General features: G+C 44.0%; 19 protein-coding genes and 3 tRNA genes. 2 read left to right on the forward strand and 20 right to left on the reverse strand.

Annotated features, from left to right (window positions below; translation table 11 throughout):
• Positions 1 to 29: 29 nt before the first annotated feature.
• The 6 genes from AQUSIP_RS05195 to AQUSIP_RS05220 form a co-directional block, all read right to left on the reverse strand.
• Positions 30 to 1,148 carry an ABC transporter permease gene (locus tag AQUSIP_RS05195; RefSeq protein WP_114833981.1) on the reverse strand — a complete coding sequence of 373 codons (1,119 nt, stop codon included), beginning with the start codon at positions 1,146 to 1,148 and terminating at the stop codon, positions 30 to 32.
• Between the two features lie 204 nt (positions 1,149 to 1,352).
• A complete protein-coding gene (locus tag AQUSIP_RS05200; protein WP_114833980.1) occupies positions 1,353 to 1,610 on the reverse strand; it encodes a peptidase associated/transthyretin-like domain-containing protein in 258 nt (85 codons plus the stop codon).
• A gap of 223 nt (positions 1,611 to 1,833) precedes the next feature.
• Positions 1,834 to 2,328 (reverse strand): DUF2147 domain-containing protein, encoded by a 495-nt coding sequence (locus AQUSIP_RS05205; protein ID WP_197737833.1) that lies wholly within the window; start codon positions 2,326 to 2,328, stop codon positions 1,834 to 1,836.
• 18 nt (positions 2,329 to 2,346) lie between these two features.
• Positions 2,347 to 3,018, reverse strand: coding sequence for an adenylate kinase (adk, locus tag AQUSIP_RS05210; RefSeq protein WP_114833979.1), 672 nt, complete (start codon positions 3,016 to 3,018; stop codon positions 2,347 to 2,349).
• Between the two features lie 110 nt (positions 3,019 to 3,128).
• Complete coding sequence (locus tag AQUSIP_RS05215; RefSeq protein WP_114833978.1) at positions 3,129 to 3,893, reverse strand: hypothetical protein; 765 nt, start codon at positions 3,891 to 3,893, stop codon at positions 3,129 to 3,131.
• Positions 3,894 to 3,989: 96 nt separating this feature from the next.
• On the reverse strand, positions 3,990 to 4,526 hold the full coding sequence (locus tag AQUSIP_RS05220; protein ID WP_114833977.1) for a hypothetical protein: 537 nt from the start codon (positions 4,524 to 4,526) through the stop codon (positions 3,990 to 3,992).
• 99 nt (positions 4,527 to 4,625) lie between these two features.
• Between AQUSIP_RS05220 and lpxH the strand changes: the two genes are divergently transcribed.
• Positions 4,626 to 5,384 carry a UDP-2,3-diacylglucosamine diphosphatase gene (gene lpxH, locus AQUSIP_RS05225; RefSeq protein ID WP_114833976.1) on the forward strand — a complete coding sequence of 253 codons (759 nt, stop codon included), beginning with the start codon at positions 4,626 to 4,628 and terminating at the stop codon, positions 5,382 to 5,384.
• 71 nt (positions 5,385 to 5,455) lie between these two features.
• On the opposite strand, the gene AQUSIP_RS05230 is transcribed toward lpxH, so the two are convergent.
• The gene (locus tag AQUSIP_RS05230; RefSeq protein WP_114833975.1) at positions 5,456 to 6,199 is read right to left on the reverse strand and encodes a murein L,D-transpeptidase catalytic domain family protein; all 744 of its coding nucleotides are present in this window, start codon (positions 6,197 to 6,199) and stop codon (positions 5,456 to 5,458) included.
• A gap of 342 nt (positions 6,200 to 6,541) precedes the next feature.
• Here AQUSIP_RS05230 and AQUSIP_RS05235 point away from each other — a divergent pair, with 342 nt between their 5' ends.
• Complete coding sequence (locus AQUSIP_RS05235; RefSeq protein ID WP_114833974.1) at positions 6,542 to 7,714, forward strand: hypothetical protein; 1,173 nt, start codon at positions 6,542 to 6,544, stop codon at positions 7,712 to 7,714.
• A gap of 1 nt (position 7,715) precedes the next feature.
• Here AQUSIP_RS05235 and AQUSIP_RS05240 read toward each other — a convergent pair whose 3' ends face one another.
• The 13 genes from AQUSIP_RS05240 to AQUSIP_RS05300 all read right to left on the reverse strand — a co-directional run bounded on the left by AQUSIP_RS05240 (position 7,716) and on the right by AQUSIP_RS05300 (position 19,957).
• Positions 7,716 to 8,132, reverse strand: coding sequence for a secondary thiamine-phosphate synthase enzyme YjbQ (locus AQUSIP_RS05240; RefSeq protein WP_114833973.1), 417 nt, complete (start codon positions 8,130 to 8,132; stop codon positions 7,716 to 7,718).
• A 10-nt stretch (positions 8,133 to 8,142) separates the two neighbouring features.
• The gene (locus AQUSIP_RS05245; RefSeq protein WP_114833972.1) at positions 8,143 to 9,081 is read right to left on the reverse strand and encodes an SPOR domain-containing protein; all 939 of its coding nucleotides are present in this window, start codon (positions 9,079 to 9,081) and stop codon (positions 8,143 to 8,145) included.
• Between the two features lie 65 nt (positions 9,082 to 9,146).
• Positions 9,147 to 10,013: an acetyl-CoA carboxylase, carboxyltransferase subunit beta gene (gene accD, locus AQUSIP_RS05250; protein WP_114833971.1), complete on the reverse strand. Its 867-nt coding sequence runs from the start codon at positions 10,011 to 10,013 to the stop codon at positions 9,147 to 9,149.
• Between the two features lie 176 nt (positions 10,014 to 10,189).
• Positions 10,190 to 10,966: a tRNA pseudouridine(38-40) synthase TruA gene (truA, locus tag AQUSIP_RS05255; RefSeq protein ID WP_114833970.1), complete on the reverse strand. Its 777-nt coding sequence runs from the start codon at positions 10,964 to 10,966 to the stop codon at positions 10,190 to 10,192.
• A 3-nt stretch (positions 10,967 to 10,969) separates the two neighbouring features.
• A complete protein-coding gene (locus AQUSIP_RS05260) occupies positions 10,970 to 11,383 on the reverse strand; it encodes a FimV/HubP family polar landmark protein (RefSeq protein WP_114833969.1) in 414 nt (137 codons plus the stop codon).
• Positions 11,380 to 12,399 carry an aspartate-semialdehyde dehydrogenase gene (locus AQUSIP_RS05265; RefSeq protein WP_114833968.1) on the reverse strand — a complete coding sequence of 340 codons (1,020 nt, stop codon included), beginning with the start codon at positions 12,397 to 12,399 and terminating at the stop codon, positions 11,380 to 11,382. The genes AQUSIP_RS05260 and AQUSIP_RS05265 overlap by 4 nt, the downstream gene beginning before the upstream one ends.
• Positions 12,400 to 12,448: 49 nt before the next feature.
• Complete coding sequence (locus tag AQUSIP_RS05270; RefSeq protein WP_114833967.1) at positions 12,449 to 13,345, reverse strand: haloalkane dehalogenase; 897 nt, start codon at positions 13,343 to 13,345, stop codon at positions 12,449 to 12,451.
• A 12-nt stretch (positions 13,346 to 13,357) separates the two neighbouring features.
• Positions 13,358 to 18,202 (reverse strand): NAD-glutamate dehydrogenase, encoded by a 4,845-nt coding sequence (locus tag AQUSIP_RS05275; RefSeq protein ID WP_114833966.1) that lies wholly within the window; start codon positions 18,200 to 18,202, stop codon positions 13,358 to 13,360.
• Between the two features lie 216 nt (positions 18,203 to 18,418).
• Positions 18,419 to 19,081, reverse strand: coding sequence for a tRNA (adenosine(37)-N6)-threonylcarbamoyltransferase complex dimerization subunit type 1 TsaB (gene tsaB / locus AQUSIP_RS05280; protein WP_170131764.1), 663 nt, complete (start codon positions 19,079 to 19,081; stop codon positions 18,419 to 18,421).
• A 75-nt stretch (positions 19,082 to 19,156) separates the two neighbouring features.
• Positions 19,157 to 19,495 (reverse strand): ferredoxin FdxA, encoded by a 339-nt coding sequence (fdxA, locus tag AQUSIP_RS05285; protein ID WP_114833964.1) that lies wholly within the window; start codon positions 19,493 to 19,495, stop codon positions 19,157 to 19,159.
• Positions 19,496 to 19,610: 115 nt separating this feature from the next.
• Positions 19,611 to 19,695, reverse strand: a tRNA-Leu gene (locus tag AQUSIP_RS05290).
• 70 nt (positions 19,696 to 19,765) lie between these two features.
• Positions 19,766 to 19,836 (reverse strand) — tRNA-Cys (locus tag AQUSIP_RS05295).
• 45 nt (positions 19,837 to 19,881) lie between these two features.
• Positions 19,882 to 19,957, reverse strand: a tRNA-Gly gene (locus AQUSIP_RS05300).
• Positions 19,958 to 20,062 lie beyond the last annotated feature (105 nt).

A 20,062-nucleotide genomic window follows, 5' to 3' on the forward strand; every position in this document is an offset into this window, starting at 1 on the left:
TTTAATTTCAATTACCGGGCGCTCGTTTGTCATAATTTTAATTTACTGAATATCACCGAGAAAATGGCATCAGCAACAATAATAAAAAAGATGGATAATACGACACTTTTGGTAGTGTTTTGTCCAACGCTATCCGCGCTTCCTCTTACTTGCATCCCCTGAAAGCAGCCAACGCTTGCAATAATGAGCGCAAAGACTGGCGCTTTGCCTAAACCAATTAATAACGATTTTAAGGGAATAACGCGCGGAAAACGCTGAAGGAAATCATACCAGGTAATTTTTAGCATATTATTGGACATGATCATACCGCCAATTACACCAAAAATATCAGACCATATCGTCAGTAATGGGAGTGCAATAAAAAGGCCCACAATGCGGGGTAACAGCAATAATTCCCCAGGTGTGACGCCTATCGTGTCAAGCGCATCAATCTCTTGATTGATTTTCATAATGCCAATTTGCGCTGTAAAAGAAGAGCCGGTTCTCCCTGCTACCATAATGGCTGTCAGCAAGGGGCCAAATTCGCGTAACACTGATAAACCCAATAAATCGACGATGTAAACATTAGCGCCATAATTGCGTAACTGCAAACCCATCTGGTAAGTAATTACAACGCCAATCATGAGTGATAATAAGGCTATGATCGGCAGCGCTTCATATCCGGTTCTATAAATAACACCCGCCACTTCATTCCAGCGCCAATGCCGGGGCTTTGGAACAATCCGCAGCCATTCCATTGTCAGCCTGCCTACAAAGGCAAGATAGTCCTGTAGATGGTCCAGCTGCGCAATAGTATATTTTCCAACTCTAGGCACCCATCCCATGTACGGCAAGGCGGGTGGTTTTTTTTCCTCTTTTAATTCTTTTTCTATGAGTGAAAGCAGGGCTTCGTGGGCTTTGCTAAAGTGGCTAAAATGCAGGGTGATACCACGCTGCATCAATTTATTGCGCCAGCTATTCAACAGCCAGGCGCCTGCGCTATCCATCTTTGTAATGCCTTGACCATCAATGATCAGTTCACCTTCTTTGGGCCAAGCGATCTTTTCAAGTAAAACTTTAAGATACAGAAGTGAGGCAAGATCCCAGTTACCTCGGCATAAGAGTTGCCGGGTTTGAGGATCATAGTGTATGGCGTCCTGTGAAGTCATAATCCTTTACAGCTTTAGCGTATAAAGATTAGACAAGTATCGCCTGAATTCGCATGGATTGCAAATTTCTTAGACGATGCGTGCGTACATCGCAGTGATTGTCAATCGCCAACCGGCCTAATAGTAAGTAGGTTGAAATGCGCTCAAATAAAAATAGACCACGCAGTGTGGTCTTTATTATGTGTATAAATAGAGTTTACGTTTTTATTTCATTTTTTCCATGACACTTTGTCTGCTTGCGATTTGAATAGTCGCATTTTCACTGATCGTGGTCCATTGGCTCTGCATACCATTCACTGAAGCTGTCATTTGCTGGTTTTTATATTTATCATCCAAAGTGAACTCGCCTTTTGGGTCCGTTGTTAAAGTAAGAAAGCCACTGTTTTTTCCTTTGATTTGCAGCTGCATCCTGGTATTGGCGAGCGGTTTTTTTGAGTTGGAGTCGACGAGTTTCATCTTCATGGCACCCTCCTTCTTGGGATAATGTTAAAAGCTTATTCTTTTTTCATTATACTCCAGACACTAAGCCGGTTTTCTTAAGAAGGGATTGTTAGAAAAATTCTGCTAGAATAATGGATAGATAAGAGGATTAAGGTCTTTTTTTAAACAGAATGCGCCTGAATAAGGCGGGCTTGTTCGCCCGCTTTATAAACTTCTCTGTACACGACAAAACTTATAAATATGTTTATGCTTTTTCCAGGTCTGCCACACGTACCCATGTCTGAGTGCGTCCGAATAACGGCGTACCAATATAACCTTTTACATCCAGTTTACGTCCGTTATCAACTAACCGGATATTGGACTGATAGGTTTTTCCATTCTTTGGATCCAGAATTTTTCCACCCGTCCAGCTGGCGCGATCGTCCGTACTTTGTTTAAGATTTTCAAGAATGACCATGCCCACGACGCGCTTGTTATGTTTATCGCCGTCGCATGCTACGCATACTTCATTTTGATCATGGCCGGGTCGGGGAAAAATTTTTAATACGCGACCAAAAACTATTTTGTCCGGTGTTTCCCAAAGCTGCACAATCGCTTTGGGCTTGCCCGTTACATCGTCAATCGTTTTCCAAAACCCCGCTGGGGTTAACGCCGCTGCTTGACTATCGGAAGCAGCAAATGCCGTTGATTGCATAAAAAATACGGCGATAGCAACAAGAAATAGATTCAATTTCCGCATGATTTACTTTTCCTTAAATTATTTAGAAGTTACTGTTGAAGGCGTCAGGGCTGAAAAGATCTTTTTCTTTATCTCGTCCACTGAGCCCGTTCCATCCACTTTAACATAGTACGGCTTTTGCACGCCTGGCTGTGCCTGGAAGTTTGAATAATACTCTCTGAGGGGACTGGTTTGGGCTTGATAAACGGCGAGGCGTTTTCGCACCGTTTCTTCGCTATCATCAGGACGCTGAACCAGTGGTTCGCCTGTCACGTCATCTTTGCCAGCCTCTTTAGGGGGCTGGTAAAGCACATGGTAGGTTCTGCCTGAGTCAGGATGAATACGCCTGCCCGTCAGCCGGCGGAGTATTTCTTCTTCTGGCACATCTATATCAATGACATAATCGATATCAGTGTGCTTGTGCAATGCTTCAGCTTGGGTGACGGTACGTGGGAAACCATCCAAGAGGAAACCATTTTGAGCGTCCGGCTGTTTGATCCGCTCCTGTACAAGCTGAATCACGATTTCATCCGGTACCAGGCGGCCACTTTCCACAATCTCTTTCACCTGTTTACCCAAAGCTGAGTCCTGTTGGATGGCAGACCGCAGGATATCCCCAGTCGAGATCTGTGGTATTTGAAATTTTTCGGTTATTAGTTTGGCTTGTGTCCCCTTTCCTGCCCCAGGGCATCCTAGCAATATTAAGCGCATTGAATCACCGCTCCCATAGTAAAGATCTGGTTATTCTAGTGAGGATGGCTCACTAACTCAATCTCTGTGGTTAGTTTTTGCGTTAATATTGACCAATCTTGGTCACAAGATTATCGCGGACCGCGTTTTGGCCCGGAATAGTCGGAATCATCACCTGAATTCTTTGGTTCCTCAGGCTTGGGTCCTTTGGAAAAATCATGTGGTTTGGCGTCAAAAATTTGCTTAAATCTTTTTGTTTCCTGCAAATGGTCTATTACTTCGCCTTTAACATGCACACTGGAAACCTTATTGTCTTTTGCAAACCGATCCATCTCCTTGGAAGCATTAGCCCACCCTGTTTTTATCACCAAGTCGCTAAATCTTTCGAGGTCTTCCTTAGCCATCACTATCTTGGTTGTTGGCGTGAGCGGCATGGAAGCAATAAGCGGATCAAAAGTAGGCGCAGCTGCCGATTGGGACAAGTGTTGCTGTGTTTCTATCGTTTTTGATAACTCCAAGAGTTTGTCACTTCTTTCTTTTAGTGCTTTCAATCCTGGATGCTTTTCAAGTTCTATGTTGGGATTTTCTGCGCGTAGACGATGGAATTCTCGGGCAACCGCGAAACGTTCCTGCCGTAGCAGATCCTGCATCAAGGCAAAATTTCTTCGAATTTCAATTTTAAGCGGACTGGAATTTTGACGCTTGATGCTATCAGATAGATTTTCATTTTGTTCAATTCTGCTGACACGCTTCATCAATTCGGCAGTTTTATCCATCAGATGATTTACTCTATTAATAGTAACATCAGCGTGGCTAGCTTTAGGATTGAGCAGAGCCGATTTTGATTTTGGCATTTGTAAATCGAGGTAATCAAGGCGGCTCTTTTTTTCTGGCATAAAATCCTCGTTGTTTGATTATTTTATTATTTAATTATAGACATAATTGCTTATTAATATAATGAAAAAGGCAGGTTTTATAACTCCTTGTTTGAACTATTTTTTTCGAGCACTCACCGGCAGGCTATCGGTATACATCTGCAGAATATTAAGCGCGCGGCGGCTACCCAGTTCGTTCCACTGTTCATAGGCTTCCAGGGGTAGCAAGTCGTGATAGGGTCGAATGGATTGCAAGACATCCATCAACAAGACAAATTGCATCGCCAAGGAGCCATATAAATCATTTGCCTGTTGTGAAATGGTCGCATAGGCAGTCTTACCAATATCAACAAAATAGCTGATTTTTACATGTCTTCTTTCCGCTGCGCGAGGGAACAGACCGGCAAACAGCAGGCATTGATCACCTACTTCCTGCAAGGCAGTATTGCGCTCTCTTTCCAGCATTTGCTGGGCTTCCAGAATGGCTCTGGCAAAAACTTGTTTGGCAATTTCAGGTTGATTCATATAACGAAGCAAGAGTGAAACAAGATAGGTTTCCAACTCTCTTTCAAGCCGAATGGCGCAGCGTTTTTCAGCATCCCTTACCGTATCACGCCACAGTACCAGTGAATCAGAAGATGTAAGTAAATTCATGATACCACCTCCATATACTATTATTATAGAATAGTGGTGTTAAGATAACCTGATGTAAAATTTCTAAAAATCATTTATAATAAATGGGCAATTAAAAATATGACTCCCCGTCGCAAAACTTTATTTATATCAGACTTGCACTTACAAGCATCTCAACCCGAAATTACCCGCCAGTTTCTAGCACTATTGAATCGATGCGATGCCTCAGTTGATGCGCTCTATATTTTGGGCGATCTGTTTGAAGCCTGGATTGGCGATGATGATGACACCCCTTTTCATCGAGAGATTATTGATGCACTTCGTTCAGCAACCGCTCACGGATTGCCTATTTATTTTCTCCCCGGCAATCGAGATTTTCTTATCGGAAAAAAATTCTTGCGTGAGACCGGCTGTCGTGTATTAGCGGATGAAACAAAAATTAGGCTATATGATACACATGCGTTACTTATGCATGGCGATACGTTATGCACACGCGACACGGCTTATCTTAGATGGCGTAAATTGTCACACAATCCTGTTTTGCATACGCTCTTTTTTTTAATATTGCCCTTGCGTCTGCGCAGACATATCGCAAACAAAATGCGCGTGAAAAGTGAACATTACACAAAAAATACTTTGCCGGAAATCATGGATGTCACTCAAGCAGAAGTAGAACGCGTGATGGTAAAGCATGGTGTAACAGTGCTTATTCATGGCCATACACATCGGCCTGGTATGCACAGTTTCACCATTAATGGTACGCCTGCAACTCGCCTTGTGTTGGGAGCGTGGCACCATCAAGGCAGTGTATTAGTATGGGATGAAGCAGGAAGAAATGAATTAAAGGCGATTGAATTTAATCGTAACATTGTCTTATAACGACCACTTGTGATTAGGTGGAGCTTCAATCCCGCTGCTGGCGCAGCGGGATGATGATAGCCCTGTAGTCGTTAAATATTTTTTATATTGGGATCATTCTTTTCTTGCGGCGCGTAGGCAAATACAACAGTGCCATTTTTAGTGATATCAATTAACTTATTGCTCACAGCCGGATCAATAGCAAAACAACCCCAGCTTCGACCTGCTCTTTTATTTGATTTAACATACTGAGGTGTTGCGTAATCAGCAGGATGAATCACAATAGAGCGCTGATAAGCCTTGTCATTGATACCCTTTTCAAGTCCTTGCAAACGCAGGGAAGGACCATGTTTGCCTTCGTAAACATCCAAGGTCTTATAGACGCCAAGACTGGTCTGATCGCTGCTTGGCGTGTTTGAAAAGGATGTAGCATACAACAAACCGCTGTTCTTGCCTTGTGTGGTATAGATATTCATCAATACTTTGTTTGTCTTAAGATCAATAACCCAAAGTCGTTTCTCATTTGAAGGTTTGCTGAAATCAATGATGGTAAGAATAGTTGGATTTTCGATGATGCCCTTATTGAGTGACCATTTATATCCTTTGACAGCAACTTTCAGTGCGTCGGGATTGAGGCCAGGCGCATTTTTTAAAATACTTTTTTCATCGATCATAGAAGTATTTTCAGATGACTCGACAGCTTGATTAAAATCCGTATTTTTATTTTCTGAAACTTGAACGACCTGACGTGTGTATTCACTTTTATTAGATAAATACACGTAACCCAGACCAATCGCTAATGACACAGTCAAACTCAGCAAATATATCTTTTTCATAAACGAACTCCTGCAGCATGTGTGTTTTGAATAATTACTTGATGAAATTATTTGGCTTAACTAGCGGGTTTTTTTTATCGGGTTTAGAGTACTATACTTGGTCAATATTAAGTCAACATTAACGTATAGTTTAAACTTATTCGTCCAACATTATGATATAATTATAAAATAATTAATCGAACAGATCTGGGGCTAATTTTAAGAGATAAAATCGCCTATCCTTTTTTGATTCGACCAGAGCGATATCACCGTAATTTGCTTTTTGAACAACTATTAAATTTAAGATTGACTTAAGATTAATCTGTAAAAATTTAGACCACATTAATTTAAATGAGGTGTGATGTGGATACGAGAACGACTCCTAATAACATTGAACAAGGAAAAATAATAATTCAAAGAATAGCTCAACCTGAAACTGCTTACATACTATCGCCCTATTTTCTGGCTATTCTTCTCAATGTCGTTATCGATGACCTTTCCATTAAAGATCAAGTGAACTTAGCTAAAACCTGTTTTGGCTTATACACCACTTTCAAACCCAACCTCGATAAACTTGCCTTTAAACAGCTTCTACAATCTGTAGTAGATAACGAAAACGATATTGTGAAAAAAATATTGGATAAAAAACCATCCCTTTTATTACAAGATCCAATGAAAATATTTTCGCCAAAAGAAATAAAAGAAGGGATAGAAAGCCAATTAACCTGGCAACGATTCCTTGCAAAACCGCTTGAAATCGCCACCTTTAGAGGTCAGCTCGAAATGACCAAGTTGTTACTCCCTTATTTTAAAGAGCTTGAGAATGGCCAGGCAGAAGCGCTTCTCCAGTGGAAAGTGCACGAACTAAGTGAAGAAGAAAAGAAAGAAAAAGAGATTGCCTATGCGCTTAAAATGAAAGCACTCATTGATGTAATTGCCAAAGAAACTTTTCCTAATGGCACGAAAAAAGACAGACTCATTGACAGAATAAGTGAAGAAACAAAGGCAGCTCTCAGCGCATTTAGAAAAGAGTTGCTGCCTGATGGAGCTGTTACGTTAGAAAATTACCCTGATGTAGAGCAATTACTGATTGCTAGCTATAAAGCTTATGCCGATTACTTTAGTGTATTTCAGAATTGGGATCAGCGAGATCTGTATTGTATCGCAGGACTTGGTTTAATACAGAGTGTTCTTACCCCGGAGCTAGGTAAGGTGTACTGTGAAGGCCTTTGGGATGTTGTAGAGAGTAATAAGCAAATAAGTAGACGCGCGGACGAGCTTAAGTTAAATGATGATGAGACTTCATTTTATCGTTCTGGTCGGGATGTTCATTCTGGGTTGAGTTTCGATTTTTTTGTAGGAATAAGCTACCAACACCGCATGCGGCGCGGGCCGAATGGCTCTTTCGGGGTGCGGACGGCTGCTGACGCAGTCGAACTTTTGAAAAACTATGTCGAGCAAGAACAATCGAGTTTGGCGAACTTAAGAGAGAACTTAAGTCAGGAAATTTACCCCAACATAAGCCCAAGAAAATAAATTATTCGCCTTGTACTGTTACAGTCAATTTCCGCTGATGGGAACGCAGACGGTGTTCCCATAAGTAAATGCCCTGCCATGTACCCAAACCAAGCTGATTAGCGGTAATCGGTATGGTTAAAAAACTACTGGTCAGGACTGTGCGTACGTGAGCAGGCATGTCATCCGGGCCTTCATAGGTATGCTGATATAAATCATCTCCGTCTGGAACGAGACGAGACATAAAAGCTTCCAGATCGCGCTGTACCAGATGATCTGCATTTTCGCACAAAATTAATGAGGCGCTGGTATGGTGCAAAAAAACATGGCAAAGGCCGGTAGTGACATTTGCTTGGGCAACCAGCGCGGCCACTTCATCTGTAATATTGAGTATGCCGCGCCCTGGCGTTGAGACGCTAAAATGACATTGAACCAGCATGGGCAATTTATCACAGCGCCAATGGTTTATAGCTGAGTACAATACCTCGCAACCGCATTTCACTTTCTAATTGGTTAGCTAATGCGCGCGCATTCGATTGATTTGTTTCGGGACCAACGAAAACACGTGTGCTGCTGCCCAGCGTAGTCGAAACCTGCTGGATAAATGCAGGATAACCTTTAGCGCGCAACTGATTTACCAAGCGCAGTGCATTAGCCTTATTTTTGAAGCTGCCTATCTGAATGATCCATACAGCGCTTTTTAGTTTGATCAGACCATCACGCTCCACCGGTCCCTGAATGGCGGGTACGGATTTCACTGTTTTAGAGACAGCAGCGTGCCTAACAACAGCCGCGTTTTTTTTCACTGAAGGCGCCTTAATAACGGCTGGCTTGACTTCGATCACTCGCGCTTTTTTATCTTGTTGAGCTTCTTCTCTGACATTCAAGTTTGCTTCCATTTTAGGAAGGTTAACTTTAACAGGTTCGTCCTGTTTGACTGTCTGGGTTGTATTTTGCGCTTTTAATTCTTCTTCCCAGATATCCGCAGATGAGGCCGCGGCAATTTTATCTTTTTGTTCAGGCTGCACTCGTGGCTGGTTGATTTCCGAATCCGTTTTAGCCGTGCCTTCCGTTAGGGCATTGGGCTCACTGTCTACGGTACCGTCATTGAGTACATTGTCGGCTGTGGAATTGACAACCCCTTCATTTGCTTGAGGGTTGGTTGTACTTTGCTGCTGTGCATGCTGGTCCTGGTCTTGGAGCACGGGTGATTGTTGAGGAGGCGCATTCGTGGTTACCTGAACGGATTGATCTGGAAAAGGCGGCGCTTTAACCACCGTTGTTTCTGTGGGTATTTCCTTTCCGCTTTGAAGCAGCGGCAATAAAAGAATAATCAGCCCTACCACAACCAGAATGCCAAGAATTCTATGTTTTGTTTTTCGCTCCATATTTCACCCCAAACAGTAATAACACGATTATTGTATACTTAGAGCCTGCATTAACTCTACTTTTTTCAGGCAACTACAATTTTCTGCTTTGTTAATTTAGCCAGCAATCGCGCAATTCCCTGACGCATTTCGCTACGGTGTAGAATCATGTCTATCGCACCGTGTTTTAATAAAAACTCGCTACGCTGAAAACCTTCCGGTAATTTTTCACGTACGGTTTGCTCAATCACGCGTGGGCCTGCAAAACCAATCAGCGCGTTAGGTTCTGCAATAATGATATCGCCCAACATGGCAAGACTTGCAGAGACACCACCCATGGTGGGATCAGTCAGTACAGAAATGTAAGGAATGCCCTGTTCAGACAATTGTGCCAGCGCAGCGCTAACCTTCGCCATTTGCATTAACGAAATTAAAGCTTCCTGCATACGCGCGCCACCGCTTGCCGAAAAACAGACGAGCGGCACATGCTGCTCAATACATGTATTAACAGCACGCACAAAGCGCTCACCTACTGCAGCACCCATGGAACCGCCAATAAAGCCATATTCAAAAGCAACAGCTACCACAGGCAAGGCATATAATTCACCACGCATGGCGATCAGGGCTTCTTTTTCACCCGTCTCTTTTTGTGCTGCGGCCAGACGGTCTTTGTATTTTTTTAAATCCCTGAATTTCAGCCGGTCTTCTGGGCCGACATCGGCAGCGATTTCAATACCTGAGTCCGGATCTAAAAAATATTGCAGACGTGTACGGGCAGCAATACGAATGTGATAATCACACTTCGGGCAGACTTCCAGATTTCTTTCAAGCTCGGACCGGTAAAGAATGGAGTTGCAATTATCACATTTAGACCACAAGCCTTCCGGCACGCCTTTTTTGGAACTTGCACCGGTGCGTATGCGGGAGGGCAATAATTTTTTGAACCAATTCATAGGGTTACCTTTCGCTCTTGTAAATAAACATTAATTTTATCGTTAAAGCCTACCGATGAGCGACGCTTCTAGTCGCTCTTCCCTTAAGTCGCGAGCGCGAATTGGTTCGCGCAGAGCGGTATAAATTTAAAAAACCAGGTCGCAAGCGGCCGAGTTTTTTAAAAGTAAACCAGGCATTATAGCAAAAATGGCTCATGAGATAAGGGGAAAATATAAGGTTCAGGGTAACGCACCCGGGTCAGATAAAGCCCGTCTGGCGGCGCGGTTTCCGCAGCTGCCCGTCTATTTTTCGCCTGAAGAACCTCCTGCATCCAGCCTGGCTGCTGAATACCTGCCCCGATTTTCATTAGCACGCCTGCGATGTTTCGCACCATGTGATGCAAAAAAGCATTTGCTTCAATATCAAAAATAATAAAGTCTCCGCGTCGTTCAATCGAAAACTCCGTGACACAGCGCATAGGTGACTTTGAATTGCATTGTGATGAGCGAAACGAGCTAAAGTCTTGCTCACCAATCAAATACTTGCCCGCTTCGCGCATGCGCTCAGCATCCAGCGGATAATAATGCCATGTGGCTCGGGATGACAAAACGGCTGAGCGAATAGGATGATTGAAAATAACATATCGATAACGTCGGGCGACTGCCGTAAATCGCGCATGGAAACTGTAATCGGTTTGACGCGCCCAGCGTACCACAATGGAGGGTGGCAAATGGGCATTCGTTCCCCATATCCATGCATCGATATGGCGCTTTGCGTGTGTATCAAAATGCACGACTTGTCCCGTTGCATGCACATTCGCATCAGTACGGCCTGCACAAAAAAGAAAGACGGATTCGTTGGCGACCTTGGCAAGGGCCTCCTGCAATGTACCCTGGATTGTCGCAAGATTTCGTTGGGCCTGCCATCCAAAAAAACCATACCCGTTATATTCGACACCCAGTGCGATACGCATATCTTAGATAGTACCTAACAGTTTCCTAGCTTCTGTCTGTTGCGTATCGTTTCCCTGCTCTGCAACGTATTCAAGAATTTTTTTGGCCAATTGTTTTCTTCCTGCTTCAAGGTACGCTTGAGCCAAATCGAGCTGCGTGGACAGCACATCCTCACCTGCAATTGCTGCGATATCACTGGAAGTTATCGTCAGAGAAGATTTAGCCTGCTTGGCGTTTGAAGAAGTTCTTCTTTCCTCTTCCTGATTGGGCTGCGTCTCTTGAATAATCGCAACGGTTTTCGCGGGCGACGGCTCTTTGGGCGAAAGTTGTCTGCGTGGTTTTAAGATTAGATATAATCCGCCCAACAGAATAAAAAGCGAAGCCATACCTATGGAAAGGAAAATGACTAAATAACTTTGGATAATATGATAAATCATGGCGATAAATAATGTTTAATTAAGTGTTCAGCAATCTGCACAGCGTTTAATGCAGCCCCTTTGCGCAAATTATCTGCCACAATCCACAGATTTAATCCTTTCCCGCAAGAAATGTCTTCACGAATCCGGCCAACACAAACGTAATCTTTCCCAGCCGCATCCTGTACAGGCGTAGGATAAGGATATTCGCCGGTAATTAGTTTGACGCTGGGCGCGCCCGCGAGTAATTGTAAAGCACGCTCCACGGTTATTTTATCTTTGGTTTCGATATGAACGGCGGCCGCATGACCACAAAAGACGGGAACACGCACTGCAGTTGGATTAACAGCCAGCGATGGATCGTCAAATATTTTTTGCAATTCCGAAACAATTTTCATTTCCTCACCGGTGTAACCATTTACCTGAAAGTCATCAATGTGCGGTAAGACGTTAAACGCTATTTGCTGTGAGTATACTTTTGACCGTACCGGCTGGTCACTTAACAGTTGCGCAGTTTGTTGTGTTAATTCAGAAACCGCTTCCTTCCCTGTGCCGGAAACGGATTGATAGGTTGCAACATTGATTCTTTCAATGCCGACAGCGTCATAAATGGGTTTCAGTGCGACTGCAATGGGTAAGGCCATGCAGTTAGGGTTGGCAATTAAATTCTTTTGTTGATAGCGGTCAAGAATGTGGATATTCACTTCTGGTACTAGCAAGGGAATGTCTGCCTGATTGCGGAAATAGGAACTTTTATCAATAACAATGTTCCCACATGAGATCGCCTGAGGCACATACTGGGCAGACAGATGATTGCCTACGCAGAAAAAAGTGATGTCGGTTTGCCGAAAATCGAACGTGGCCAGATCGTGAATAGGATGGGTTTCCTGGCGAAAAGTTAATGCTTTGCCAGCTGATTGCTGGCTTGCAATGAGATATAGTTTTTTTGCTGGAAAACCTCTCTCTTCCAGAAGAGAGAGCAAAGTCGTTCCAACAAGTCCGGTTGCTCCTACAATTGCTACGGAATAGCCTGTCATGAATGTTGCTCCGAAATAATTTTCTGGTTCCTGAGAAGAATGAATGTGATCATCCTCTCCGCATTTGCTCCACACCCTGCAACCACACACTAATGGATTCGCCAATCAGCTGCGGGTAGCTTTCCTGCGCAAGATGTAGTTCTTCACCAATATCGACAATTTCCAGATTAGGTAAATGTTCTTTCGCCCACATGGCGGTTGCGATAGTCGTCACGAATCCGGGCACGGAATAGAGCATTAACTTTGGTAACTGGGATTTTGTCAGCTTTTTCGAATAGCTTGCAATTAACTGCTCAACTTCGTTCTTCTCGTTACCCCTTGGCAACTCCTTCAGATATTGCGCAATAGGTTTGCCTGAACCTTCCTGTACAAAAGGCTCACGATAATGGTTCATTTCTTTCTCTGTCAACTGGCGCATGACCATTTGAGGAATAATTCTGTCCACAAAAGCAGAACCATCCACGATGAAATCATCCACAGGCTGGTTTTGCAGCGAAATCAATTGCTCCTGAAAAGGAAGCGAAATGTCATCACCATTGGATGACCGTAAAAAAGCCTCATAAAAGACCAGACCAACGCAATTTTCTTCGTGACGCATGGCATAATCCAGTCCAATGACCGATCCCCATCCATGCATAATCAAGGTAATATGCTTAAGACCCAGCGTTTCAATAAATTTCTCTACATATTTAATATGATCTACCACTGTGTACTTGATGTCGGGCTTATCTGATTTTCCGAATCCGATCAAATCCGGCGCAATGCAGCGACCCAATGATGAAAGGTGCGGAATAATATTGCGCCACAAATAACAAGAAGTGGGAATACCGTGTAAAAACAGGATTGGATTGCCCGATCCTGCTTCAATATAATGCATCCTTGAGCCGTAGACCTCCACATATTTGGAGGGATAAGGCAATTTTTCTGAAATCCTTTCGTCTATCATTTTAAATATTCCTCATGCAGCTTGTGCAAAATCAAATAATTCACGCAATACCACGGAATAAGTAACAAATCCGACAATATCGCTCGACTTAACATCAGTAAGCAGTTTTTGCCAGCGTTCCATTAAAAACTGATATCGATTAATCCAGATATTAATGCGCTCCTCGATCGTTTTAGTTTTAGCGTCTTTTATTTTCATTGTGAGCACTCGCGCGCTTAGTTTTCGCTGCACACGATCAAGATCATCACGGAACCCGGCTCGAGCCAGCTCATCCCACTGATTTTCGACGACATAGGAATTCATCAGTTCTCTTAACCAGTTTAATTCCAGCCTATTACCCAACAGATAATAGGTTTTTGCGACTTCAAATAAATCGAGCTCATACTTTTGCGCTGATTCTACAATATCGAGCGAGGTGAACAGCGTGTTGCAGCACGCAACACTTCTGGCCAGTTTTTCTGGCACACCCTGTTCCGTGAGATAACCCATTGCCGCATCAAACGCTTCTTTGTCAGAGGCATCCAACAGTTGCGGCAAGTGCTTGATAAGCTCATTAATAGAAGGCGAAAAACTATCGATGGTCTTTTGAATGTCAAGATTAGGCTTGCGATTGCGCAAAAACCACCGTGTCGCCCTGCGAATCAGGTAATAAATCTGCAGCATCATTCTATATTGAATGTGCGTACTCACCTTGTAATCTAGCGCGGTAATCTGATGCCAGAGGTCTTCCATATGGAAGAGACTGTCAGCAATCGTAAACGCACGGATAATAAATGCGGTGGAGGCACCGGTTTCCCGCTGCAGTCGTTCAACGAAGTTGATGCCCATACGGTCTGCAATCGCTTTGCAAAGTTGCGTGGCAACAATTTCACGCCGCAGGCTGTGTTCTTTCATTTCCGGCAAATATTTTTCTCGCAGTGGTTTTGGAAAAGCAGCCAGCAGGTATTTGTCGAAATAAGGTTCTTCAGGGACATCGCTCGCCAAGATATCCTGTTTTAGATACATCTTGCTATAAGCTAGCAGAATGGCTATTTCCGGACGAGTCAATGGCTTATTGCTGGCTTTGCGCTCGATCAGCGTTTTATCATCGGGCAAATATTCAAGCCGCCTATTAAGCCTACCCTCTTTTTCCAGATCATTCATATACTGCCTGAATAAATCCATAGTTTGCTGTGAGACTGACGCTTCAAGACTTAGCATTTGCGTCTGCTCGTAATTATCCAGCAGTACCAGTTCGGCTACTTCATCCGTCATTTTTTCCAGCAGTTTATTGCGCTGCTCACGTGTCATATCGCCCTGAAGCATCAGGCGGTTTAGCAGAATCTTGATATTGACTTCGTGGTCGGAGCAGTCGACACCCGCGGAATTATCAATGAAATCTGTATTCACAATGCCGCCTTGCAGAGAATATTCTATACGAGCAAGCTGCGTTAAACCCAGGTTGCCGCCCTCTGCGATAACTTTGGCATTCAGCTCAACAGCATCAATGCGGATACCGTCATTCGTGCGGTCACCCACATCAGCGTGATTCTCCTGCGCTGATTTAACAAAAGTACCGATACCACCATTCCAGATAAGATCGACAGGCGCCTTAAGCATGGTGCGAATCAACTCATTGGGCACCATGCTGTCTTTTTTGGTATTCAGTACGCGTTTAAGTTCAGGTGTCAGTTTGATTGATTTGGCAGAACGGTTAAATACCCCGCCGCCTTTAGAAATCAAGTCCGGATTATAATCCGACCAGGAGGAACGCGGTAAACCGAAAAGGCGTTTTCTTTCTTCGTAGCTTGCTTCAGGATCCGGATCCGGATCGAGGAAAATGTGCATATGGTTAAATGCACCGATCAATTTAATGTGTCGTGAAAGCAGCATGCCGTTGCCAAATACATCTCCGCTCATGTCGCCGATGCCCACCACAGTAAAATTATCTTTCTCTGGATCAATCTCAAGTTCGCGGAAATGCCGTTTAACAGAAACCCACACCCCACGAGAGGTAATCCCCATTTTTTTATGGTCATACCCTGCCGAGCCACCAGATGCAAAAGCATCATCCAGCCAAAACCCGTAACTTTGCGCGATGCCATTAGCGATATCAGAAAAAGTAGCGGTTCCTTTATCCGCAGCCACGACAAGATACGGATCATCCTCATCATAACGCACAACGTTTGCAGGTGGTATAATGACACCCTCCTTGATATTGTCCGTGATATCCAGAAGGCCTTTGATAAACGTTGAATAACAATAAATGACTTCTTTCATGTATTCATCACGGCTCATGGTGGATGTCTGAGCGGTTTTTACAAAAAATCCGCCCTTCGCACCTTCGGGTACAATAACCGTGTTTTTCACTTGTTGTGCCTTCATCAGACCGAGCACTTCTGTGCGGAAATCTTCACGCCGGTCTGACCACCTGAGACCGCCGCGAGCTACCTTGCCTGCGCGCAAATGTACGCCTTCCACCCTCGGCGAATAAACGAAAATTTCATACTTGGGCTTGGGCAGCGGTAAATCGGAAATAGCAGATGGATCGAATTTGAAAGAAATATAGGGTTTTTCCGTACCTTCGTTATTTTTTTGAAAATAATTCGTACGTATGGTTGCTTGTATCACTTCGAGCAAACGCCGTAGAATACGGTCCTCGTCCAGACTGGATACGGCATCCAGAGACTGCTCGATAGCTGTTATCAGCTCGCTTGGATCAGGGTGTTTGTGTCTCTGAATAACGGGATCGAAACGAAGGATAAAAAGCTGCACGAGCAGTTTGGTTATTTCTACATTATTAATTAATGCCTGTTCGATGTAACTCTGGCTGAAGGTAAAACCAGTCTGACGCAAATATTTTGTATAAGCGCGTAACATGGCTGTTTCCTGCCATGTCAGGTTGGCGTCCAGTACCAGCCGGTTGAAGCCATCGTTTTCCGCTTCCTGAAACCAGATGCGGGTAAATGCTTCCTGAAAAACATCTTTGACACTCTTGATGTCAATGGCTTTATTTGTGGAGTAAGATACGTCAAAGTCATTTACCCAGATACGTTTTCCATCCTTGAACTTCACCTCATGCGGCCGCTCGCCGATAATACGTAAGCCCATGTTCTCAAGTATGGGCAACACGTCAGACAATACGACGGTTTCTTCCACATGAAAAAGTTTTAGGCTTAATGTATGGCCGCCGTTGGTTTTGCTAAACAGCATGCCCAGGGCATTTTCTTTCGACAAACCTTCAATTTTTTCAATATCGCCTAACGCTTCAGCAGCTGAATAATATTCCGTGTAACTGGCAGGAAAAGCCCTATGGTATTTAATGTAATATTTTAACCCTTCCGACTCGCCATATTTTTCAATTAACTGTTCTTTTAATTCATCTGACCAGGAACGGGAAACAGTAATCAGTTTCTTTTCAATCTCTGCGATATCATAGTCAACTGGCGCCCGGGGATTAACACGGACAAGGAAGTGAATACGAGCAAGCACAGAGTCAGAAAAATAAGTCGTATACGTACATTCGATGCCTTTAAATGCTTCCATTAATATGTCTTGCATGGAATAGACGAGCTCGGTATTAAATATCTCACGCGGCACAAAAACCAGGCAGGAAAAATAGCGATAAAACGCATCACGGCGGACAAGCAACCGAATACGTTTTCGCTCTTTAAGTTGCAGGATACCAAGCGTCAGTGCCAACAATTCTTCGTGCGAAGCCTGGAACAAGTCATCGCGCGGCAGCGTCTCAATAATGTGCACCGCCTCTTTGCCATCATGGCTGTCTGGTGGAAAACCCAGGTCTTCAAGTACCTTATCCACTTTATGACGTAAAAATGGAATTTGGCGTGGGCTGCTATGATAGGCGGTTGAAGTGTAAAGGCCAATAAATCGGCGTTCGCCTATTAGCTCTCCTTTTTCATTAAAACGTTTTACACCAATATAATCGGTATAGGCACGGCGATGGACAGTGGATGTGGTGTTTGTTTTGGCAATAATCAAAATATTTTTTGAAAGCGCCATTTTTCTTGCCTGCGGCGGAAGTTCAGCATAACTCTTGGATGTTGTGCTAAACGTTTCATCCCGGAGGACACCGAGCCCTGAGCCGGGAATAATTTGCAGCGCGCGGTTCGTACCATTGCCGATCAGTTTATAATCGCGGGCACCCAAAAAAGTGAAGTTGTTATTTACCAGCCAGCGCAAAAAGTCCCGCGATTCAGCCAGTTCGGCAAGATCAAGACTGGGTGGATTGCTTTCAAGATCTTTGAGACAATCTTCCACGCGTGACACCATTTTGCGCCAGTCAGCGACCGCTACACGCACATCAGCTAATACGCGTTCAATATCGGCTTGCAACGCTGACATTTCTCTTTCGTCAGCAATACGGTCAATTTCAATATAGATGGGCGCTTCCGAGGTGGCATCTTTCTCAATGATACCAGGCGGTAAAAAGCCGGTAATACGATGGCGGTTATCGCGCATTACTTTAAGGCCGCCAAAGTGGATAATGAAATGGATCTGGTAATCATAGCGATTAATAGCCATGCGCGTAGAGTCAACAAGAAAAGGAATATCATCGTGTGAGATTTGAATGATGGTATGAGTTGACTTCCAGCCATCTTTTGCTTTTTCAGGATTAAAAATTCGGACTTTCGCTTCGCCCGGCGAGCGTTGATAGATAAATTTCCAGTGCGATAGCAGTATACCGTATAAGTCAGAAATCGTACGTTCTTTTAAATCATCCAGTGCGATCGATGAAAAATAGCGCTCTGCAAATGCTTCAAGCAAGTCTGCTTCTTTCGCAGGAGCATGATTTTTGACATATGTTTTAATCTGGTTAATTATATTTTGGCTTTCTCTATTATTGACACCAGCCATACTGACTCCTGCTTTGTAATAAATGTTCTAGAATCACTATTCGCGAGCTCATCCTGGCATGATAGCCAGGGTAATGCTTACCGCCGACGCTACGTCCCCTGACCCCGTCACCGATATTCAGAGAACCCCTTGGATGACCTACTTGGCACCCCTACCCGTATTTTTCTACCGCCCCCATAGGATTATGCAAATTTTAGCCTTTATGGGTATAAAATCTCAACGAAGATAAGCAGGAAGCGCCTGCCCTGCCGTCACATATTCGCCTCGCTGCAGTTTTATTTCAGCTAATTCTAGCATGGCTCTCGCTGAGGGAAGCTGTGATTCCACAACAGCGGGCTCAAATTTCAGTGCTGTTGACATTATTTTCCCATATTTTTCCCAGCCATCGCCCACCCCATACCACTGCTCAGTGTGTAACTGAGTGGGCAGATCCACTTCATCAGGTGCACAAAGCTGTTCCTGATGGATCAGTTGAACACGGCCCTCTTGGCCTGCTTCATAGGCGGCCCAATAGACTTGCCCCATTCGGGCATCCAGCGCGACCAGTAATTTTCTAAAACCCTGCTCCATAAATACGGTTTGGGCAAGCGCTGCCAGGGAAGAAATAGAAACGAGAGGGACAGCCGACGCAAAACCCAGCCCCTGTGCCGTACAGCTTGCGATACGAATACCGGTAAAACTGCCCGGCCCGCATCCGTAGGCAATGGCATCAAGCTGATGAAGCGTAAGGGAAAAAGAATCGAGTGCAGCCTGAATCATTGGCAAAATCAGCCGGGCCTGTTGCATAGGAGCAATTTCATGCAACACAGTTATTTCCCCGCCTTTGCGCAAGGCAATAGAACAGGCAGATGAGGAAGTATCAAAGGCAAGTATGTTCACTGATACATCATTCCAGCCAGAAGCCACTCAAGTGAAGCTAAAAAGTTGCTTAACAAAAATGTCCAAAACATAAGCCTACTCTTTTGGCCATTCTTTTTCTAAATATTGGATTTTATCTTCAACTTCAGCCCATTGATCTGCATCCGCCGGTGCCTCCTTTAGCCTGTTGATATTGGGCCATTTTTCTGACAGCTCGGCGTTCAACTCTAAAAATGACTGATATTTTTCTGGCAAGTCGTCTTCGGAATAAATAGCATTGACCGGACATTCCGGTTCGCAAAGCGCGCAATCGATACATTCATTAGGATTGATAACAAGAAAATTGGGGCCTTCGTAAAAACAATCAACCGGACAAACTTCTACACAGTCTGTATATTTACAGCGTATGCATTTCTCTGTTACAACAAATGTCATATTCAGATATTTCCCGAAACTGGGTAAAAAAGCGATATGCTCCTTCAGTGTACATAAATCGCGGTCAGGTGACCATGCGATTTGGCTTCCAGTTTCTCGTTTCTGGTCTCTAGTATGCCCGGGGCCGGAATCGAACCGGCACGGGATCAGATCCCGAGGGATTTTAAGTCCCTTGCGTCTACCAGTTCCGCCACCCGGGCATGCTAAAAACCAGATACCAAAGACCAGAAATTTTTTAACAGTCGAAATCGCTTATTCTGTTTTATTAACAGGCTGGGGTCGGAATCGAACCGGCGTCCACGGCTTTGCAGGCCGCTGCATAACCACTCTGCCACCCAGCCAAAACAAAAAACCTCAGATAATTTCTGAGGCTTTATTTTTAAACTTGGAGCGGGAAACGAGACTCGAACTCGCGACCCCAACCTTGGCAAGGTTGTGCTCTACCAACTGAGCTATTCCCGCTTAACTATTTAAGAAAACTTATTTTTTCGCTTTCAGAATAAGTTCTCATTTGCGGTGTAATTCTATCTACGCACTCACTTATGTCAAGTAATTTATACGAAAAAA

Source organism: Aquicella lusitana (assembly GCF_902459475.1).
In the GTDB taxonomy this organism is placed as follows: Bacteria; Pseudomonadota; Gammaproteobacteria; order DSM-16500; family DSM-16500; genus Aquicella; species Aquicella lusitana.